General features: G+C 36.0%; 13 protein-coding genes. 5 read left to right on the top strand and 8 right to left on the bottom strand.

The window, feature by feature from the left end:
* Nucleotides 1-839: 839 nt before the first annotated feature.
* Together NE558_RS11885 and NE558_RS11880 are read left to right on the top strand one after the other, a co-directional pair.
* Nucleotides 840-1,562: a LytR/AlgR family response regulator transcription factor gene (locus tag NE558_RS11885; RefSeq protein ID WP_256150315.1), complete on the top strand. Its 723-nt coding sequence runs from the start codon at nucleotides 840-842 to the stop codon at nucleotides 1,560-1,562.
* A gap of 1 nt (nucleotide 1,563) precedes the next feature.
* Entirely contained in the window at nucleotides 1,564-2,835 is a 1,272-nt protein-coding gene (locus tag NE558_RS11880; protein WP_256150314.1) for a sensor histidine kinase, read from the top strand.
* A gap of 299 nt (nucleotides 2,836-3,134) precedes the next feature.
* Here NE558_RS11880 and NE558_RS11875 read toward each other — a convergent pair whose 3' ends face one another.
* From NE558_RS11875 to NE558_RS11860, 4 genes are all read right to left on the bottom strand, one after another.
* Nucleotides 3,135-3,731, bottom strand: coding sequence for an accessory gene regulator ArgB-like protein (locus NE558_RS11875; RefSeq protein WP_256150313.1), 597 nt, complete (start codon nucleotides 3,729-3,731; stop codon nucleotides 3,135-3,137).
* Nucleotides 3,732-3,763: 32 nt separating this feature from the next.
* On the bottom strand, nucleotides 3,764-3,919 hold the full coding sequence (locus NE558_RS11870; RefSeq protein WP_256150312.1) for a cyclic lactone autoinducer peptide: 156 nt from the start codon (nucleotides 3,917-3,919) through the stop codon (nucleotides 3,764-3,766).
* Nucleotides 3,920-4,293: 374 nt separating this feature from the next.
* Nucleotides 4,294-6,864 (bottom strand): EAL domain-containing protein, encoded by a 2,571-nt coding sequence (locus NE558_RS11865; protein WP_256150311.1) that lies wholly within the window; start codon nucleotides 6,862-6,864, stop codon nucleotides 4,294-4,296.
* Nucleotides 6,865-6,871: 7 nt separating this feature from the next.
* Nucleotides 6,872-7,234, bottom strand: coding sequence for an Hpt domain-containing protein (locus NE558_RS11860; protein ID WP_256150310.1), 363 nt, complete (start codon nucleotides 7,232-7,234; stop codon nucleotides 6,872-6,874).
* Between the two features lie 774 nt (nucleotides 7,235-8,008).
* Between NE558_RS11860 and NE558_RS11855 the strand changes: the two genes are divergently transcribed.
* The 3 genes from NE558_RS11855 to NE558_RS11845 all read left to right on the top strand — a co-directional run bounded on the left by NE558_RS11855 (nucleotide 8,009) and on the right by NE558_RS11845 (nucleotide 10,048).
* Complete coding sequence (locus NE558_RS11855) at nucleotides 8,009-8,197, top strand: hypothetical protein (protein WP_256150309.1); 189 nt, start codon at nucleotides 8,009-8,011, stop codon at nucleotides 8,195-8,197.
* A gap of 293 nt (nucleotides 8,198-8,490) precedes the next feature.
* Nucleotides 8,491-9,237 (top strand): ABC transporter ATP-binding protein, encoded by a 747-nt coding sequence (locus NE558_RS11850; protein ID WP_256150308.1) that lies wholly within the window; start codon nucleotides 8,491-8,493, stop codon nucleotides 9,235-9,237.
* Entirely contained in the window at nucleotides 9,227-10,048 is an 822-nt protein-coding gene (locus NE558_RS11845) for an ABC transporter permease (RefSeq protein WP_330643477.1), read from the top strand. Before NE558_RS11850 ends, NE558_RS11845 begins: the two co-directional genes overlap by 11 nt.
* 118 nt (nucleotides 10,049-10,166) lie before the next feature.
* Here NE558_RS11845 and ligA read toward each other — a convergent pair whose 3' ends face one another.
* The 4 genes from ligA to NE558_RS11825 all read right to left on the bottom strand — a co-directional run bounded on the left by ligA (nucleotide 10,167) and on the right by NE558_RS11825 (nucleotide 15,804).
* Entirely contained in the window at nucleotides 10,167-12,134 is a 1,968-nt protein-coding gene (ligA, locus tag NE558_RS11840; RefSeq protein WP_256150306.1) for an NAD-dependent DNA ligase LigA, read from the bottom strand.
* Between the two features lie 21 nt (nucleotides 12,135-12,155).
* Nucleotides 12,156-14,426 carry a DNA helicase PcrA gene (gene pcrA, locus NE558_RS11835; RefSeq protein WP_256150305.1) on the bottom strand — a complete coding sequence of 757 codons (2,271 nt, stop codon included), beginning with the start codon at nucleotides 14,424-14,426 and terminating at the stop codon, nucleotides 12,156-12,158.
* 254 nt (nucleotides 14,427-14,680) lie between these two features.
* Nucleotides 14,681-14,989 carry a YerC/YecD family TrpR-related protein gene (locus NE558_RS11830; RefSeq protein ID WP_256150304.1) on the bottom strand — a complete coding sequence of 103 codons (309 nt, stop codon included), beginning with the start codon at nucleotides 14,987-14,989 and terminating at the stop codon, nucleotides 14,681-14,683.
* Nucleotides 14,990-15,066: 77 nt separating this feature from the next.
* Nucleotides 15,067-15,804, bottom strand: a complete 738-nt coding sequence (locus NE558_RS11825) for a phosphatase (RefSeq protein ID WP_330643476.1) — start codon at nucleotides 15,802-15,804, stop codon at nucleotides 15,067-15,069.
* Nucleotides 15,805-16,142 lie beyond the last annotated feature (338 nt).

Raw genomic sequence — 16,142 nt, 5'->3', positions numbered from 1 at the left:
AATATCCTCCTTTCCAAAAATAATGGTTCTAACTTGGTTTTACGATCATATACTTAGAATTTCTATAGTGTATGTTTGAAAAAGCATTATGTTCTCATCATAGAAGGAGACTCCTATCTGCAACCTGATGAGGTGTCAGAATACATAAATACTCTTTTTAAAAACGCAGTATAAATAATACTGTGGTGAGGCGTAAAAAACCTTGTATTTGATAGAATTAGGATAACTCATGACAAGAAAATGACGATTTATCTTTGCATAGTGACAATGATATGATTGATTTATAATCTTGATAGTTAAAAGATACGAAAATGGATCACCTAGGCTTTTTAGTGCCTATTACATTTAAGTTGTTTAAAGGTATTCTAAGTAATAGTAAATTCACATGACGTTTGTTTCGACGGCGTAATCTCTTTGTTCTGGCAGAATTTCAAATTAAACCAAAGAAATATATCATAAAAACTTATTATTTAAGGTTTTTTATTGTTGTAACGTGATGATTGACAATAAACAAACATTGGATATATAATATAACATGACAAAATATGGCAAAATACCTCACCACAGTATTATTTATACTGCGTTAAAATTTGGTCTTTTTGTAGCTCTAAAAAGCGTATTGACTGAACTATTTACATAAATCAGTTAAATACGCCTTTTTCAATCTGAATAAATTCAAAGATTTATAACCTTAATGATAAATTATGTTTTAATACAAAAGTTTCAATAATTTCATTTATACTTTTAATAGATATAATGCGAAAATTAATTATCTGATTTTAAAATTATTAAAATTATGGTAATATATTATTATTAAATTTTCAGATTTTTTAGGTGGGATGGCTGAGATGTTTAGAATTGCTATTTGTGATGATAACAAATTTTTATGTACTCAAATTGAAAAGCAGATTGATGAGTTTTTTTCAACAGAATTGATTGATTATGATATAGAAGTGTTTTTTTCTGGAGAGGAAATACTCACAAATTTAAAAGAAAAGGAGAAATATGACTTAATCTTTCTTGATATTGAATTAGATCAAATAAACGGAATCCATGTCGGACGTTATATTCGAGAAGAGTTATTAGATGACAACACACAAATTGCTTTTATTTCTGCTAAATCTTCTTACGCTTTGGATCTTTTTCAAGTTCGACCGATTCATTTTTTGATAAAACCCATAGCAAAAGACCAGATTTTTAAAATCATTGAAAAAACGTTGGAATTACAGGGTAGACAAACAAAATTCTTCTGTTACAAAAGCGAGAGAACAGAAAAGAAAGTATCTTTTAAAGATATTCTTTATTTTAGTAGTGAAGGCAAAAAAATATTTTTACATATGAAAAATGGAAAGGATTATTTTTATGGAAAATTGAGCGACTTAATTGTACCATCGGAAGACTTCTTATGCATTCACAAATCTTTTATTGTAAATAGGCATAGTGTCATTCAATTCAAGTTTGATAGGGTTCTACTGAGTAATTCAGAAGAGCTGCCCATTAGCCGTATTTATCGAAAAGAAGTAAGAAAACAATTAAATTTACTACAAAGAGAGGTTTTATAAAATGGAAGGGATTTCCTATAACGAAGTGATTTATTTAATTTCCAATGCTTTTCGTATTTTTGCCATTAAATTATTTCTTGAATTTTTCTTCTTCAAAAAAAATCTGAGGTGGCAGCCTTGGACTCAAACAGCTGTATTATTTCTTTATTTTATTATCAATAGTGGAGTCTATTTATTAGCACGAAATCCACTTCTAACAGTCATTACCAATGCAGTTTTGTTTGTAGTGTTGACCCTCCCCTATAAGTCATCCATTGGCCGCAGGATATTTGCAACCTGCTCCATTTTTATGATTGGGGTAATTTGCGAGGGAATTGTAGCAAGAACGGCAATTTTATTATATGGCTTGAGCCCTAAAATTGAAATAATTACATATGTAATGAGCAATTTTTTATTGTATTTTATCATTTTAATCATGAGACGATTTTTTATAGAACGGGAAGATATATTCCTACCTAAATTACATTGGCTCTGTATTACTATCATTCCATGTATATCATCGATAGCGGATATCGCTCTTATATTAGGAGGATATGAACAATGGGTAAACGTTACCGTTATTTCAAGCTTATTCATCATAAACATTGCTTTTTTCTATCTCTACGCACAAGTAGTGGAGAAATATGAAGTAGAAATGCAAAATCAATCATTATCACACCAAAATAAAGCTTACAATCAGCAACTCCTTGTGATACGTACGGCTGAAGACAACATGAAAAGGCTGCAACATGATTTCAAGAATCATCTAATTGCTATAAAAGAATTATCGTCAAATTGTAATACAGAAAACTTTAAAGAATATTTTCAAGCTTTAGAAGAAAAAATTGAAATGAAATCAGAATTTGTGATGACAGGAAATGAGTCCTTAGATGGTTTGATTAACTATAAGCTACAAACTCTATATGATTTAGGCGTAAAAGTAGAGCTAAATATTAATATCCCGCAGAATATAAATATTCATGCTTTTGATGAGATTGTTATATTAGGAAACCTACTTGACAATGCAATCAGAGCATTACAAGAACAGGAAAATGGCTTTTTCCGAATGGATTTTGTTTATGATCGAGGGACAATTCTTTTACATATTAGAAACTCTTTCATTGGGGAGATCAAAAAGAAAGGTAATACATTTTTCAGCACGAAAAAAGAATCCAATGAACCCCATGGTATTGGTTTAAGCAATGTAAAAAGAATTGTTGAAAAATACAGTGGTATCCTAACCATTCTTACCGAAGAAAACTATTTTGACGTAGAGATAGTTATGTATGTATAAAAATTTCTAGTTTAATATCCGACTTTCTACTATCATCTGTTGATATTAAATTATTCAGTTCTTGTTAACATATGATATTGCAATCCTTGTTATTTGATATAAGTGTAGGTGCCACAAAAAAGTATTGCCTAAAGCTGGTACAGTCCTAGTCCTGTGCCAGTTTTTTTTCGTGACATATTAAAACTTATTTCCTACCCTGTTACTATACTACTAAACCAAACCCAAACAAACAACTATCCCCCGATGTGCCTGCATTTCAGATTTTAATTAAATAGCTACCTTTCTTTTTATTTATTACATTATAATTCTTCTATGTCTGTACAATGTGTTTTGTTTTTATAAATTCCCATAAGTAAAATAACTGAAAGAAAGCATACCGATACTTCTATTACTGTGGTGATAATGTCAAACCTTAAAAAATATGTCAACGCAGCAATCCCTGTTAGAAGCAATAGTACTTTATGAACCTTTTTCCGATAATTCACTTGCTCGTTCTCCAGCAACGGCTTATTCGCATCTGCCACCGGAGCATATCTCCAAATAACTCCAAAAGAAACAAAATAAATCAAGAACTCCCATATACTTTCTTGTTGCTGTAAAAATTGAATTACTAACAAAATAATTACTGTTGTAAAACTTGACATGATATAGCACCTAAGCTGTGTCTTAGCGTGATACCCTCCTGCAAAAATGCGCAGTGGAAGAAAGCAAATCAAGTAAATAACTATTTCAAGAAGCATGTTCAGGGCGACCCCAATGAGCAGAGCTGTACAAATATTCAACAGTAAAATCGCACCCTGGTAAACGCCGAATAAATAAATATCCTTATCGTCTTCCTGCAGCCCTTTTGATAGCTGCATTTGTTTCCAAATTCCATCCATCAATTTCTCAGTCATGTGCAATCACCCCGAACAGTACACTTTTAATTTTATTCTCTTCTCAACTTTTCACTCCCTTGAGGTAGTTTAGGTTGGTAATATTCAAACATACAGGTTATATTAACCGATATAGTTGTAATCACCATCGCCAAAGAGGCAATCACCTTCCATAGTTCCGTACATACTTTATTTGTTCCTTTTTTCATAAAAAAAACACCCCATTTCTTTAAGAATAGTTGGAATAATTTGTACAAGAAAAGAATAACACTTTTTTAGCCTAAAATTACAATATGCCAAAATTTGCATTGTTTTTTACAAAATTGACCACTAAATCAAATTATAATTTCAGTTTGACATATTTATTAGTAACTTTAAGGCATATTTTTTATAAAGAATTGATGATAAAAAAATGGAAAACCAATTATTCATTTATCTAATAAGTTTCACCCTATTTGTCTTCCCAGTTTCCTTTCCGGCTTACTAATTCTACTATCAAAAAAAGAAAAGATAAAAGTCAGCACTAAATTAGCGCTGACTTAATAAATGCTTACCTTATTCTAATAAAAGACTTTTAATTAAATTAGTTATTCCCTTTACTATAGAACCTTTCAGTTTCATTATCTTCTTTTTCAATAGTGGTACACAGGCAAATATGGTCTTTCTCCGTTTCCACAACACAACCAGTTATACTAACCCACTGATATTGTCCATTTCTGCAAGTTTGTCGATAAACTTTCCTACTATCCCCACAGCCGGCTCTTATTATCTGGTTTATATTTTCTTTAGCCAGAACTTTGTCATCAGGATGAATTGAAAGAAGAAAATCATCACCAAATAGCTCCTGAAATTCTTTTTGAGTATAGCCAAACATTTCAGCTATTTTTACATTTGAAAATAGAATTTTCATATTTTCAGAAGCTTCAAGCACCAAAAGCCCTTCATCTACATGATTGGTCAATGCTCTCAGGCAATGCAGTAATTTTTCATTTTCTTCCGTTTGCACTTTATATTGGGTAATGTTTTCCATGGTCACATAGAAAAAATGCTTACTCTCACTATTCTTAAGGAGTCGAGCTCGTAGCTTAAACCAATTATTCTTCATATCGCGCAGTTTGGATTTCCGCATCACCTCACAACATGTTTCTTTTCCCCTATGAACTGCCTCTTCCAACATAGAAATGATAAGCGCTCTATTTTCTCCTTCATAATAAGAAAAAATACTTCGTCCATCCTCTGCGTATTCCGCTCTGGTTATCCCCATTTCCTGAAGAAATTGGTCATTAATTCTTAAGGCTAGCAGTGCCTCATCTTTTTCATCATATTCCACTACTGCTGCTCCGCCAACAAAACAGTTAAACAGTAAGGTTGATTGGGATGTAAAGCTTAATAAATCAATGGAGCCTTGAAAGCTTTCTACATAACTTTTATCCAATGCTGAAACAGTTTGAGAACCATCTAATAGCTTTTCAAAATCCTCAACTGCCATTGGCCTTGAGAATAAGTAGCCCTGCATCAGCAAGCAACCAATGCTCCTTAAAAATTCCGCTTGTGCCTTCGTTTCTACACCCTCTGCTAGCACAGGGAGCCTTAATGCGGTAGCCATACGCACAACTGCATTTAAAATATTTCCACTTCTTTCATCCTTATAATCTCCCCCTAAAAACCTCATATCCAGCTTTAAAATATCTACGGGAACATTTTGTAGCATGTTTAAGGAGGAATAACCACTACCAAAATCATCCATATGTACTTCTATACCATGGGTTCTTAAAAGATTCACTGTATTAACCAACTGCTCGGCATTTTGGGTATAGGCACTTTCCGTTATTTCTAAATGAAGCATCTCGGGACTTAAATCATATTCATGAAGCAAGGAGAGAATATTGCCCACTAGGTGGGGATTATAAATATCTCTGCGAGAGACATTTACAGAAATAGGGACCAAGTTCAGCCCTTTCCTCAGCCATTCTTTTAATTGTATACAAACCTGCTCCCACATATACTCGTCCAGCCTAGAGATAAATCCATTACGTTCAAACAAAGGAATAAACTTACTGGGTAAAATCATTCCTTTTCTTGGGTGCTGCCAACGAACCAAAGCCTCTGCCCCAATCATTTTGCCTGTTTCATAATTATATTGTGGTTGAAAATATGTAATAAACTGCCCATCTCGCAGAGCAAATTCCATCTCGTTAACAATTTCTTGTTGTTCTAATAGTGCCTCTCTCATAGAATCATCAAACCATGCATAGCGCTTTCCATAACTGTCTTTGATTGAGCGTAAAGCAAGTAAAGCCCTATCACACATTAACGCAACGTCCAGAGAAGGATCGTTAATCAGATAAAGTCCAACACGCGGGGTATACTCAAATTCAATTGTTTTTAAATGGGTCATATAGTCATCAATGATTTGCGTAATCTCCTCTGGATCAAACCCTTCTGCCTCTTGGCAGCATACAAAATGATCTGCATCATATCTGGCATAAGTCTTGACAGAATTATTCTTTTCCTTATATTCCCGAAAAAAATCACCAATTTTCTGCAAGTAAATGTCTCCAACCTCAGTACCAAACCAATCGTTAAACACCTTAAAATTATCAATGTCCCAACGAATTAAAACAAACTTTTTGTCAGCATTTTTCCGAAGCATCTTTGCTGTGTATCTATGAAATGCATTTTTATTAAATAAACCTGACTTTTCGTCTGTATCCATAAGCTTCAGTTCAAGTCTATAAGCACGGTTCTGCTCTGCAAGTTTTTCCGAATCCTTACGAGCCATAATATTTTTAATACGGTGGAGGATAATAAGAGGGCTGAAGGGTTTGGCCATAACATCAGTAGCACCGCAGGATAATGCCCGAATTTGGATGTCCTCTTCGTTATTGGCTGTAATTACAACCGTAGGAATGGTACGCAATAACTCATCCTTCTGCATTTCTTCCAGAACGCAAAATCCATCCATCAGCGGCATCACAATATCCAATATTAATACGGCAACATCCTTTAACTGTCGCAGCTTTTCCAAGGCCTCAACGCCGTTTACAGCCTCCTCCACATAATACTCTTCGCCAAATATTTTTTTCAGCAATAAGCGATTTGGCTCAGCATCGTCAGCAATTAGAATTGTTTTTTTACCACTATCTGCATCCATTGATTGATCATGCCTCCTTTGCGGCAGCAATGCCCTTCATTACAGCATAATATGCCACTTCCATTCCACAAAAAAGCTCGTAAACCATATTTTTTTCAGGAACCTCACATTTACGCAAATACTCACTCAATACTGCTGTTGTAAGATATAAAGTGGTCATATCTGTATTACCTGCAACCCCTTTTAACGTATGAACAAATTCATATAAGTTTTTATAATTTTCAGTTTCCAGTGCGGCTTTTCCCTTCTCAAATGTATCGTCATTCAAAAAGGTAATTAATATACTTTCATAAAGTTGTATGTCCCCAAGAAAACGGGCAACACCTTTATCATAATCAATGCCAGAGTTTTTCAGAATATCGCTGTCCATTTTACATCCCCATCCTTTATCCCTTACTGAAAAAGAAAAAATCTATTCTCACTAAAGCCATCTTTCATACACAAAAAATGTTCCCCAAACTTAATCTACCCGTGCTTGCACAGGTTGTCTCATATATAAGTTACAAAAATGTATTCGAATCGAATGCGCAACTACTAAGGACTTAGCTCTTTTAAGCTGTTGTCACACTTGTGTTTCTTTCAATAGAGTAATTTATACGAAATGGATTCAACAAAATGATACTCTTATTAAATCCTTAAGGAGCATAAAGCCCTTTATACGTATTGTAGCGAAAATTCCGATTTATAAAATTTACATTTTCCCCGTGACTCATAAAGCCTTAAAGGAAATATAAAACACCAATGTGAAACATAAAATATTACCTAATTTCTCAATTATATCAAATTTTCCAATTTTTTTCTACATATATCTCACTTCAAGAAACAAAAAAGTAGCCTTTTAAGACTATATAATTAGTTAAACAACCTATTTAAATGTGGTTTTAGATATTGCTGTCCTTCTTATTGATTTTGTATCTTTATACATTCACCAATTTGTCCCTTCCTTCATATTTTATAGAAAAGAGAACAACCACCCATTTTTCTCGAAACAGAAAGGAGGATAAAAAATGATCGGACAAACATTTAATAGATGTTGTAGAGGCTGCTGCCGTAGAGGCTGTCGGTGCTGCAGATGCAATCGCTGCTGTTGTAGATGTAACAGATGCTAAAACTATTTGCAAACTGAAAGGAGGATATATCATGTATGACCAACGAAGATCATGTAACAGAAGGTGCAGGCATTCTTGCAATGGCTGCCACTGTTCCTGTAAATATTGGTGGTGGCAGCAATACTGGCGCAGACAAAGCTGCAGACCACGGAGACAAAACGTTTGTGCATCAGAGAATGATTATTGGGAATGGGAAGAGGATTAAAATAATATTTGGTATATGACCATAGCAGTAAAGTTTTAGTAAGGGTGTTATCCACTGTATATGAGAAAATGGAGTTTTCTGTATTCAGAATCTTCATTGTTTTTTCTAGAAAAGCCCGATTGCAACTGGATGATTTCCTTGCAATACGGGCTTTGCATTTTAAAGATTATTATTTGTCAGATGATGTAGTTATTACTCCTTTACAATCCTTAAAAATGTATTTGCTTTTCTGCATAATCTTTCAATAGGAAAAGCACCTTTTGTCCTGTAATTGATATAATGGGAATATAAGTCAACAAGGAGGTCGTTTCCATGCGCCCTATCGTTTCTTTAGATGATGTCAGCCTTCGTTATCATAGTGTGAATGGTGAAACATTGGCTGTTTCTAATTTAAATCTCTCCGTTCAGGCTGGTGAATTTCTCAGTATTGTCGGCCCAAGTGGATGCGGTAAATCCTCCCTGCTTTCAATGCTGGCAGGACTAATCACACCTTCCCATGGAAAAATTTCTGTAGACGGAGAAATTGGATATATGCTGCAAAAGGATTATCTTTTGGAGTGGCGTACCATACGCAATAATGCCCTGCTGGGCTTGGAAATACAAAATAAGCTTACACCTGAAAATATTGCTTTTGTTGAAGCACTGCTTGATCAATACGGTCTTTCTGATTTTAAAGAGCATTATCCCTATCAGCTTTCCGGAGGAATGCGTCAACGGGTTGCTCTCATTCGTACATTGGCCATAAGACCTGATATACTGTTGCTGGATGAACCATTTTCTGCCTTAGATTATCAGACACGCCTTTCCGTTTCCGACGAGATCGGGTCTATCATACGCAAAGAAGGAAAAACCGCAATTTTAGTCAGCCATGATATCTCAGAAGCAATCAGCCTTGCAGATAGAGTTGTAGTTCTTTCTTCTCGCCCTGCCCAAGTAAAAAGGATTTATGATATTCATCTGTCCATTGATGAATATAGTCCCATAAAGGCCCGAGAGGCACCCGAATTCCGGGAATATTTTAATGCAATTTGGAAGGAGTTAGATGTTCATGTGGCATAAACAAAAGGATACAAAATTCATGTCAAAGGAACAGGCGGCCTTTTTAAACCGCTTACAGCGAAGGAAAAATGCTGTACATGGCATTCAATGGATTCTTCTAATTGGTTTTTTTCTCCTTTGGGAAATTGCTGCTCGTGTTGGCTGGATTGATCCGTTTATTTTTAGTCAGCCAAGCAGAATGCTATCTGCTGGCATACAAATGGGAAAAGACGGCACATTGTGGACACATATCGGAACAACCCTTTGGGAAACTGTAGCTGGTTTTGTTCTTGGAACCATCCTCGGCACATTGACTGCAATTTTATTATGGTGGAATCGTTTTATTTCAGATATAGCTGAACCATATTTGGTAGTATTAAACTCCTTGCCTAAAACCGCCCTCGCTCCAATTATTATCGTTTGGTTAGGGAATAACCAAACTTCCATTATTGCGGTTGCTTTATTGACTTCAGTTATTGTTACAGTAATGAGTGTCCTGAATGGTTTTTTACAAGTAGATACTGAAAAAATAAAGCTGATTCAAATTTTCGGCGGCACAAAAGCACAGGTGCTAAAAAAAGTTGTCTTTCCAGCTAACATTCCTTGTATTTTAAACGCACTAAAAATCAATGTAGGCTTATCTTTTGTAGGTGTCATTGTAGGTGAGTTTCTGGTTGCACAATCTGGATTGGGATTTTTGATTGTATACGGAAGTCAAATATTTAAATTAGACTGGGTAATGCTTAGTGTCATTATACTTGCTATCCTTGCCGCTCTAATGTATGAGGGTATCGCCCTGCTTGAAAGAAAATGCTTAAAATGGCAACAATAAAAAAATCTCCTTTGACTGTAAAACATTCAAAGGAGATTTTTATAAAGAAAATAAACAACTAAATTATTTTTAGGATAGTTTAAAAACTGTTCTGCAAGAGTGTTTCTCAACAAATATATTATTTGTCGTCTACTGGTATAATGTCAAATTTTAATATAAAATCATTCTCACTAATAATCGGAATTCCCAATTCCTTCGCCTTTTCATTTTTAGAAGATGCTGAAAAAACATCATTATTAATCAAATAATTAGTCTTCTTCGTAACACTGCCCGTTACCTTTCCTCCCAGCAACTCTATGGTCTCTACGAGAGCCTTCCGATTTGAAAACCTTTCCAAATCTCCTGTTACTACAAAGGTTAAGCCCTTTACAAGAGATCCCTCAGTTTTAACTTCTACCGGAAACTTAATTTTCAAATACTTCAAAGCGCGATTTAACAATATTTTATGTTCTTCTTCTCCAAAATAATGATGAATGCTATGGGCTATTACAGTTCCGAAGCCGTCGATATTAATCAATTCATCTTCTGATGCCTGGATAATACAATTCAAATCATACTGATATTTACTACATAAAAGCTTGGCGTTACGCAAGCCCACCTGATCAATACCTAAAGCATAAATAAAATTCGGAAGTTCCACTTGTTTTGCCTTTTCAATGGACTTTATTAAATTACTATAGGATTTTTCCCCGAAGCCTTCCATTTTTTTAATTTGTTCTTCATATTTTTCCAAACAAAAAATATCAGGATATTGCTGAATAAAACCCATTTCCAGAAACTTCTTAATGGTCTCCTCAGAAAAGCCCTCCATATTCATGGCATCTCTTGAGACGAAATGGGTAAGTCTTTGAATTCTTTGGGCAGAACACTCAGGGTTTGTACAGTATAAAGCCTCGCCATCTCGTTGTTTCTTGATCTGAGTCTCCCCTCCGCATACAAAGCAATGCTTTGGAATCTCAGCCGAGTCAGAGCACGTCAAATTCTCTGCAATTTGTGGGATAATCATATTTGCTTTATAAACTTTGATACTATCACCAATACCCAGCTTAAGCTCCCGCAAGATACTGACATTATGCACACTGGCTCTACTAACTCTAGATCCCTCCAAATCCACAGGATCAAAGATCGCAATTGGGTTCATCAATCCAGTTCTCGAGGTATTCCATTCAATTTCCCGCAAGGTAGTCTCTGCCATTTCATCCGCCCACTTAAAGGCAATGGAATCTTTGGGGAATTTCGCTGTTCTGCCAAGATTTTCACTGTAAGCAATACTATCAAAGGTTAAAACCAATCCATCGGATGCAATATCATTCTCTTTTATATGTGAGCGAAACCATTCCACTTCCTGCTCTACAGTTTCAGCAGTCACAATCCTATGATTAACTACATCAAAACCAAGATCTGCAAGCCACTGTAAGTTCTCTGCCTTGCTATCGGACAATACCTTACCCTCAGCGCTTACTAATGTAAACGCAAAAAACTGGACTCTTCTTTTTGCGGCAATTTCACTATTAAGCTGGCGTACCGTTCCACTGCAAAGATTTCTAGGATTCTTATATTTCTCTTCTTCCTGTGACCCTTCGTTAATGCGATGAAACTCTGTATAAGAAATAACGCCTTCACCACGCAGAACTAAACTTCCTTTAAAAGCAATCTGTAACGGTAAATTAGCAAAGACCCTTGCATTATGGGTAACGTCCTCTCCAATTTCACCATTCCCTCGAGTGATTGCCTGTTGAAGAGTCGCATTTTCGTATGTTAATACGATAGTTAGACCGTCCAATTTCCAAGAAAGTATTCCATTTTCTCCGCCTAAGAAACTTTTTAATTTTAGCGGTTCTTTTGTTTTATCTAAAGATAATATGGGGCTGTCATGCTTCACCTTTTGCAAATTACTCAATACTGTATAACCAACCCTTTGGGTAGGGCTATTCGCTAGTATGATTCCGCTTTCCTTTTCCAAACGCTCCAGTTCATCATACAAACGATCATACTCCTGATTAGACATTATTTCTGCATCCTTTTGATAATACGCTTCAGCCGCTTTATTCAAAAGAGATACCAATTCCTTAATCCGGTTTACCATTCAGCCTCAACTCCTAAATCTTTATTCGGTTACTTTAATCAGCTTTGATAATTTCGCCATAAACTTCTTTGTTCCCTTCTCACCAAAGGAAACCTCAACTTCATAATCCGCACCACCATTTTGTATGGATTTTACCACGCCGATGCCATACTTTGGTGCACGCACCTTATCGCCTTCTTTATAATTCAATTCAAAATCCTTTGGAGCAGGCATTCTCTTATTTTCCGAGGAAGGAGTAATGAAAGTTGCAGGGATTCCTGTTCCTCTTCCACCGATACGTTGCTGTTTTAAAGATGTAATTGGCGAAAGCTTCATACTATTTTTCATGGCATACTTCTTTGCCATTTCAGAAATTTCCCTTGTAGGCATATCCACCAACTCTTGGGGGATTTCCTTTAAAAAGCGAGATGGAGGATTGTATTGTGTAATCCCATGTTGCATACGGCTTTTTGCATGGGTCAGAAATAATTCTTCTCTTGCACGGGTAATTCCCACATAGCAAAGGCGTCTTTCCTCCTCAATATCCTTTTCTCCTCCATACATTACTGCACGGAAAGTAGGGAACATACCTTCTTCCATACCAATCATAAATACATAGGGAAACTCCAAGCCTTTGGCGCTATGTAATGTCATAAGCACAGCGGCATCCTCCCCTGGCTGATAACTATCAATATCTGCCACTAAAGAAACCTCTTCCAAAAAGCCCATCAATCCGCCTTCAGGGTTATTTTTATCGTATTCCACCGCTTTATTCACAAATTCATCGATGTTTTGCAAGCGTGAAAGAGCCTCTTCTGTCCCCTCTGTCATCAACAGTTGGAAATATCCTGAGCGTTTTACCACTGTATCAATCAATTCCGCTGCAGATAAATCAGCGGCGTCTTTTTGTAAACTAATAATAATTTCAAGAAAGTCTCGGAATTTTGATGCTCTTGTTTTTAATTCTGTAATCTCATCCAACCTCAACAATGCATCGAACAAAGATATTTGGTTTGCTTCTGCAAATGCTGCAACCTTATCTATAGATGCCTCACCAATTCCTCTTTTGGGAACATTGATAATTCGGCGCAGAGCAATGGTATCAACGGGATTGGCTAAAACCTTGAGGTAAGAGAGAATATCTCTAACTTCCTTACGCTCGTAAAACCGAACGCCCCCAAACAAACGATAAGGGATTCCCTTTTTCACAAATTGATCCTCCACCGCACGGGATTGCGCATTGGTACGATACAGCACTGCCATATCCTTAAATTCTTTGCCACTATTTACGATTTCCTGAATCTGTTCTGCAACGAAACGTGCCTCGGCATATTCATTTTCCCCTTTAAAAATATGGAGAATATTTCCACCATCATTCTCTGTCCAAAGAGATTTATCTTTTCTTGTCTGATTATTCTGAATCACGGAATTTGCCGCTTCCAGAATTTTTTGGGTAGAACGATAATTTTGTTCCAGCTTTATAACAACGGTATTAGGGAAATCCTTTTCAAAATCCAAAATATTACGAATATTTGCACCACGCCAACCATAGATACTTTGGTCATCATCTCCAACAACACAAAGATTCTTATATTTAGAGGCCAGCATACAAACCAATTCATACTGAGAGGTGTTCGTATCCTGATACTCGTCCACCATAATATATCGGAATCTATCCTGATACTTTTCCAAAACATCAGGATGATTTCTAAACAATAAAACAGTTTTATAGATTAAATCATCAAAATCCAATGCATTGTTTTCTTTTAAACGTTTTTGGTAAGTACGATAAACTAAAGCGATACGACTTGCTTTTTCGTCTCCCGGCTCAGCATTTTTGGAATAATCCTCCCAAGAAACCATTTCTTCCTTCTGGTTGCTGATAATAGACATTGCACCTCTTACCGAAAAGGATTTATTCATGGTGTCAAAGCCCAATTGTTTAAAAACCTCACGCATAAGCTTTTCTTGATCGTCAGCATCATAAATAGAAAATTGTCCGTCATAATCCAAATAATGAATTTCACGGCGTAAAATACGAACGCAAGTGGAATGGAATGTACTAATCCAGATATCCTCCGCCCCATTTGGTACCAGCTTAAGCACACGCTCTCTCATTTCCTTTGCAGCTTTATTTGTAAAAGTAATCGCAAGGATATTCCAAGGTTTCACTCCTGTCTCCAGCAAATGGGCAATACGCACGGTTAACGCTCCGGTTTTTCCACTACCTGCCCCAGCCAAAACCAAAACGGGACCATCCTTTTGTAAAACAGCCTTTTGCTGCATCGTGTTGAGCTGCTCAAACCCTATCATATTATTCTCCTCTTCCTAAATAAACTCCACAATATATACTTTCAGTTATGATATATTAAAAAAACAGATGAAATTTTACGAAACGATTCGCTGGGCAACCCTGCCCCTAAAATCTTGTACCAATTATCATCTGGATAAACGCTCACATAAGCTTTAAAAAGCGCCAAGAAAGGCTGATATCGATGAAGTCCGGATTCGTTTCCCACTGCTTCGTCAATAATCAGCCCCACGCTTTATTCATACATTCATAAAACTTAATTTTCTTCCTTCTGTTCCAATGCCTTCACGCGATCTATCGCCAATTTATATCCGTCAGTCCCATAATGAAGACATCGATTCACTCTGCTGATTGTTGCAGTTGAAGCACCGGTTTTCTCTGCGATTTCTACATAGGTACATTTTGCATCCAGCATAGCTGCAACCTCCATACGCTGGGCAATGGCCTGAATCTCATTCACCGTACAAAGATCCTCGAAAAGCTGATAGCACTCTTCAACTGTATTCATACACAAAATACATTGAAAAAGCTTATCTGTAAGTTCTGTTTTAATTTTTTTATTCATATGCCAAGGCCACCTCTTTTGCACTATAATCCTTTTTATATTAACATACTAAAGTGCTAAAGTAAAGGGATTTCCTTCTATTTTTTCTGCCTTTTATTGCGTTTTATTGAATACAAAAGTTTCTGAGGATCAGTATTTAAAACCAATTCTTCAGGAAAACTCATTTTTTCCAGCAGTCTTTCTACATAATAAATATCGCCAATTCCTGTATAGAAATGAGCATCACTCCCCACTACAATGGGTACCCTCTCTTCCATGGCCATTTGCAATAATTTTTCTATATTTTCATCACTACCTGCACGGAAGCCTCCCGGCACCAAAGATGCATTGTTGATTTCAAGCAAAGTACCTGTTCGTTTAGCAGCTTTGAAAATTTCGTCATAATCCAAAGGATATCTGGGGTCACCGGGGTGTCCTAATATATCCACAAATGGATTTTCCATTGCACGGATGCAAGCATTAGTGTTTTCTTCCATGGTTCCAGGTGCAATACAAGGAATATGTAAGCTTGCAATAGAAAGATCAAGACCAGAAAGGGTTCGCTCATCCATATCAATGCTTCCCTCAAAGTCAAGAATATTAAGCTCTACTCCTTTTAACACACGAACGCCAAAAAGCTCATCAGGAATTACGTGAAGATTTGCAAAATAAGCATGGGATGTGGTATTTTGCATTGCAGGCGCATGCTCCGTCAAAGCAATTAGCTTAAGCCCATTTTCTGCGGCAGCCCGGACGTTTTCTTGAATTGTACTGTAGGCATGTCCGCTGGCCAGACTATGGGTATGGGTATCTGCTAAAATTTTCATAATTTTCATCTCACCTCCAATGCAACAGATTCTTGCTTCTTATTCTAAATAGGAATCACTTAGTATCCCTGGTTAATCATTTGATACAGTGAAAGACACCTTAAATGAAAACATTTTCTTATCCCCATTATGAAATGCCTTTCCACTCAAGTTTAAAGTATAGCATAAAATTGATAGAAAAGCAAAAATCATATAAAAATTTCTTCTGACTCCAACACAGCATTATCTTTTTATCTCTACCTGAAACATTTAATAATGCCATTGGCGATATAAATGTACCAGTCAATTTTTAAAATCATCACCACCAGCTCAGCTGGTGGTTTGCTCTGCCCCTAGAAGGGGCTTTT

Source organism: Anaerotignum propionicum (assembly GCF_024461735.1).
GTDB lineage: Bacteria > Bacillota > Clostridia > Lachnospirales > Anaerotignaceae > Chakrabartyella.
The sequence above is the reverse complement of the archived record's forward strand: the minus strand, read 5'-3'. Positions and strand labels throughout refer to the sequence as shown.

Excerpts from the sequence above, each read along its gene's own strand:
- NE558_RS11850 (WP_256150308.1), top strand. The coding sequence starts at position 8,491 with ATGCGCCCTATCGTTTCTTTAGATGATGTCAGCCTTCGTTATCATAGT.
- NE558_RS11845 (WP_330643477.1), top strand. The coding sequence starts at position 9,227 with ATGTGGCATAAACAAAAGGATACAAAATTCATGTCAAAGGAACAGGCG.
- NE558_RS11885 (WP_256150315.1), top strand. The coding sequence starts at position 840 with ATGGCTGAGATGTTTAGAATTGCTATTTGTGATGATAACAAATTTTTA.
- NE558_RS11825 (WP_330643476.1), bottom strand. The coding sequence starts at position 15,804 with ATGAAAATTATGAAAATTTTAGCAGATACCCATACCCATAGTCTGGCC.
- NE558_RS11830 (WP_256150304.1), bottom strand. The coding sequence starts at position 14,989 with ATGAATAAAAAAATTAAAACAGAACTTACAGATAAGCTTTTTCAATGT.
- NE558_RS11880 (WP_256150314.1), top strand. The coding sequence starts at position 1,564 with ATGGAAGGGATTTCCTATAACGAAGTGATTTATTTAATTTCCAATGCT.
- NE558_RS11855 (WP_256150309.1), top strand. The coding sequence starts at position 8,009 with ATGACCAACGAAGATCATGTAACAGAAGGTGCAGGCATTCTTGCAATG.
- NE558_RS11860 (WP_256150310.1), bottom strand. The coding sequence starts at position 7,234 with ATGGACAGCGATATTCTGAAAAACTCTGGCATTGATTATGATAAAGGT.
- NE558_RS11865 (WP_256150311.1), bottom strand. The coding sequence starts at position 6,864 with ATGGATGCAGATAGTGGTAAAAAAACAATTCTAATTGCTGACGATGCT.
- NE558_RS11870 (WP_256150312.1), bottom strand. The coding sequence starts at position 3,919 with ATGAAAAAAGGAACAAATAAAGTATGTACGGAACTATGGAAGGTGATT.
- NE558_RS11875 (WP_256150313.1), bottom strand. The coding sequence starts at position 3,731 with ATGACTGAGAAATTGATGGATGGAATTTGGAAACAAATGCAGCTATCA.
- pcrA (WP_256150305.1), bottom strand. The coding sequence starts at position 14,426 with ATGATAGGGTTTGAGCAGCTCAACACGATGCAGCAAAAGGCTGTTTTA.
- ligA (WP_256150306.1), bottom strand. The coding sequence starts at position 12,134 with ATGGTAAACCGGATTAAGGAATTGGTATCTCTTTTGAATAAAGCGGCT.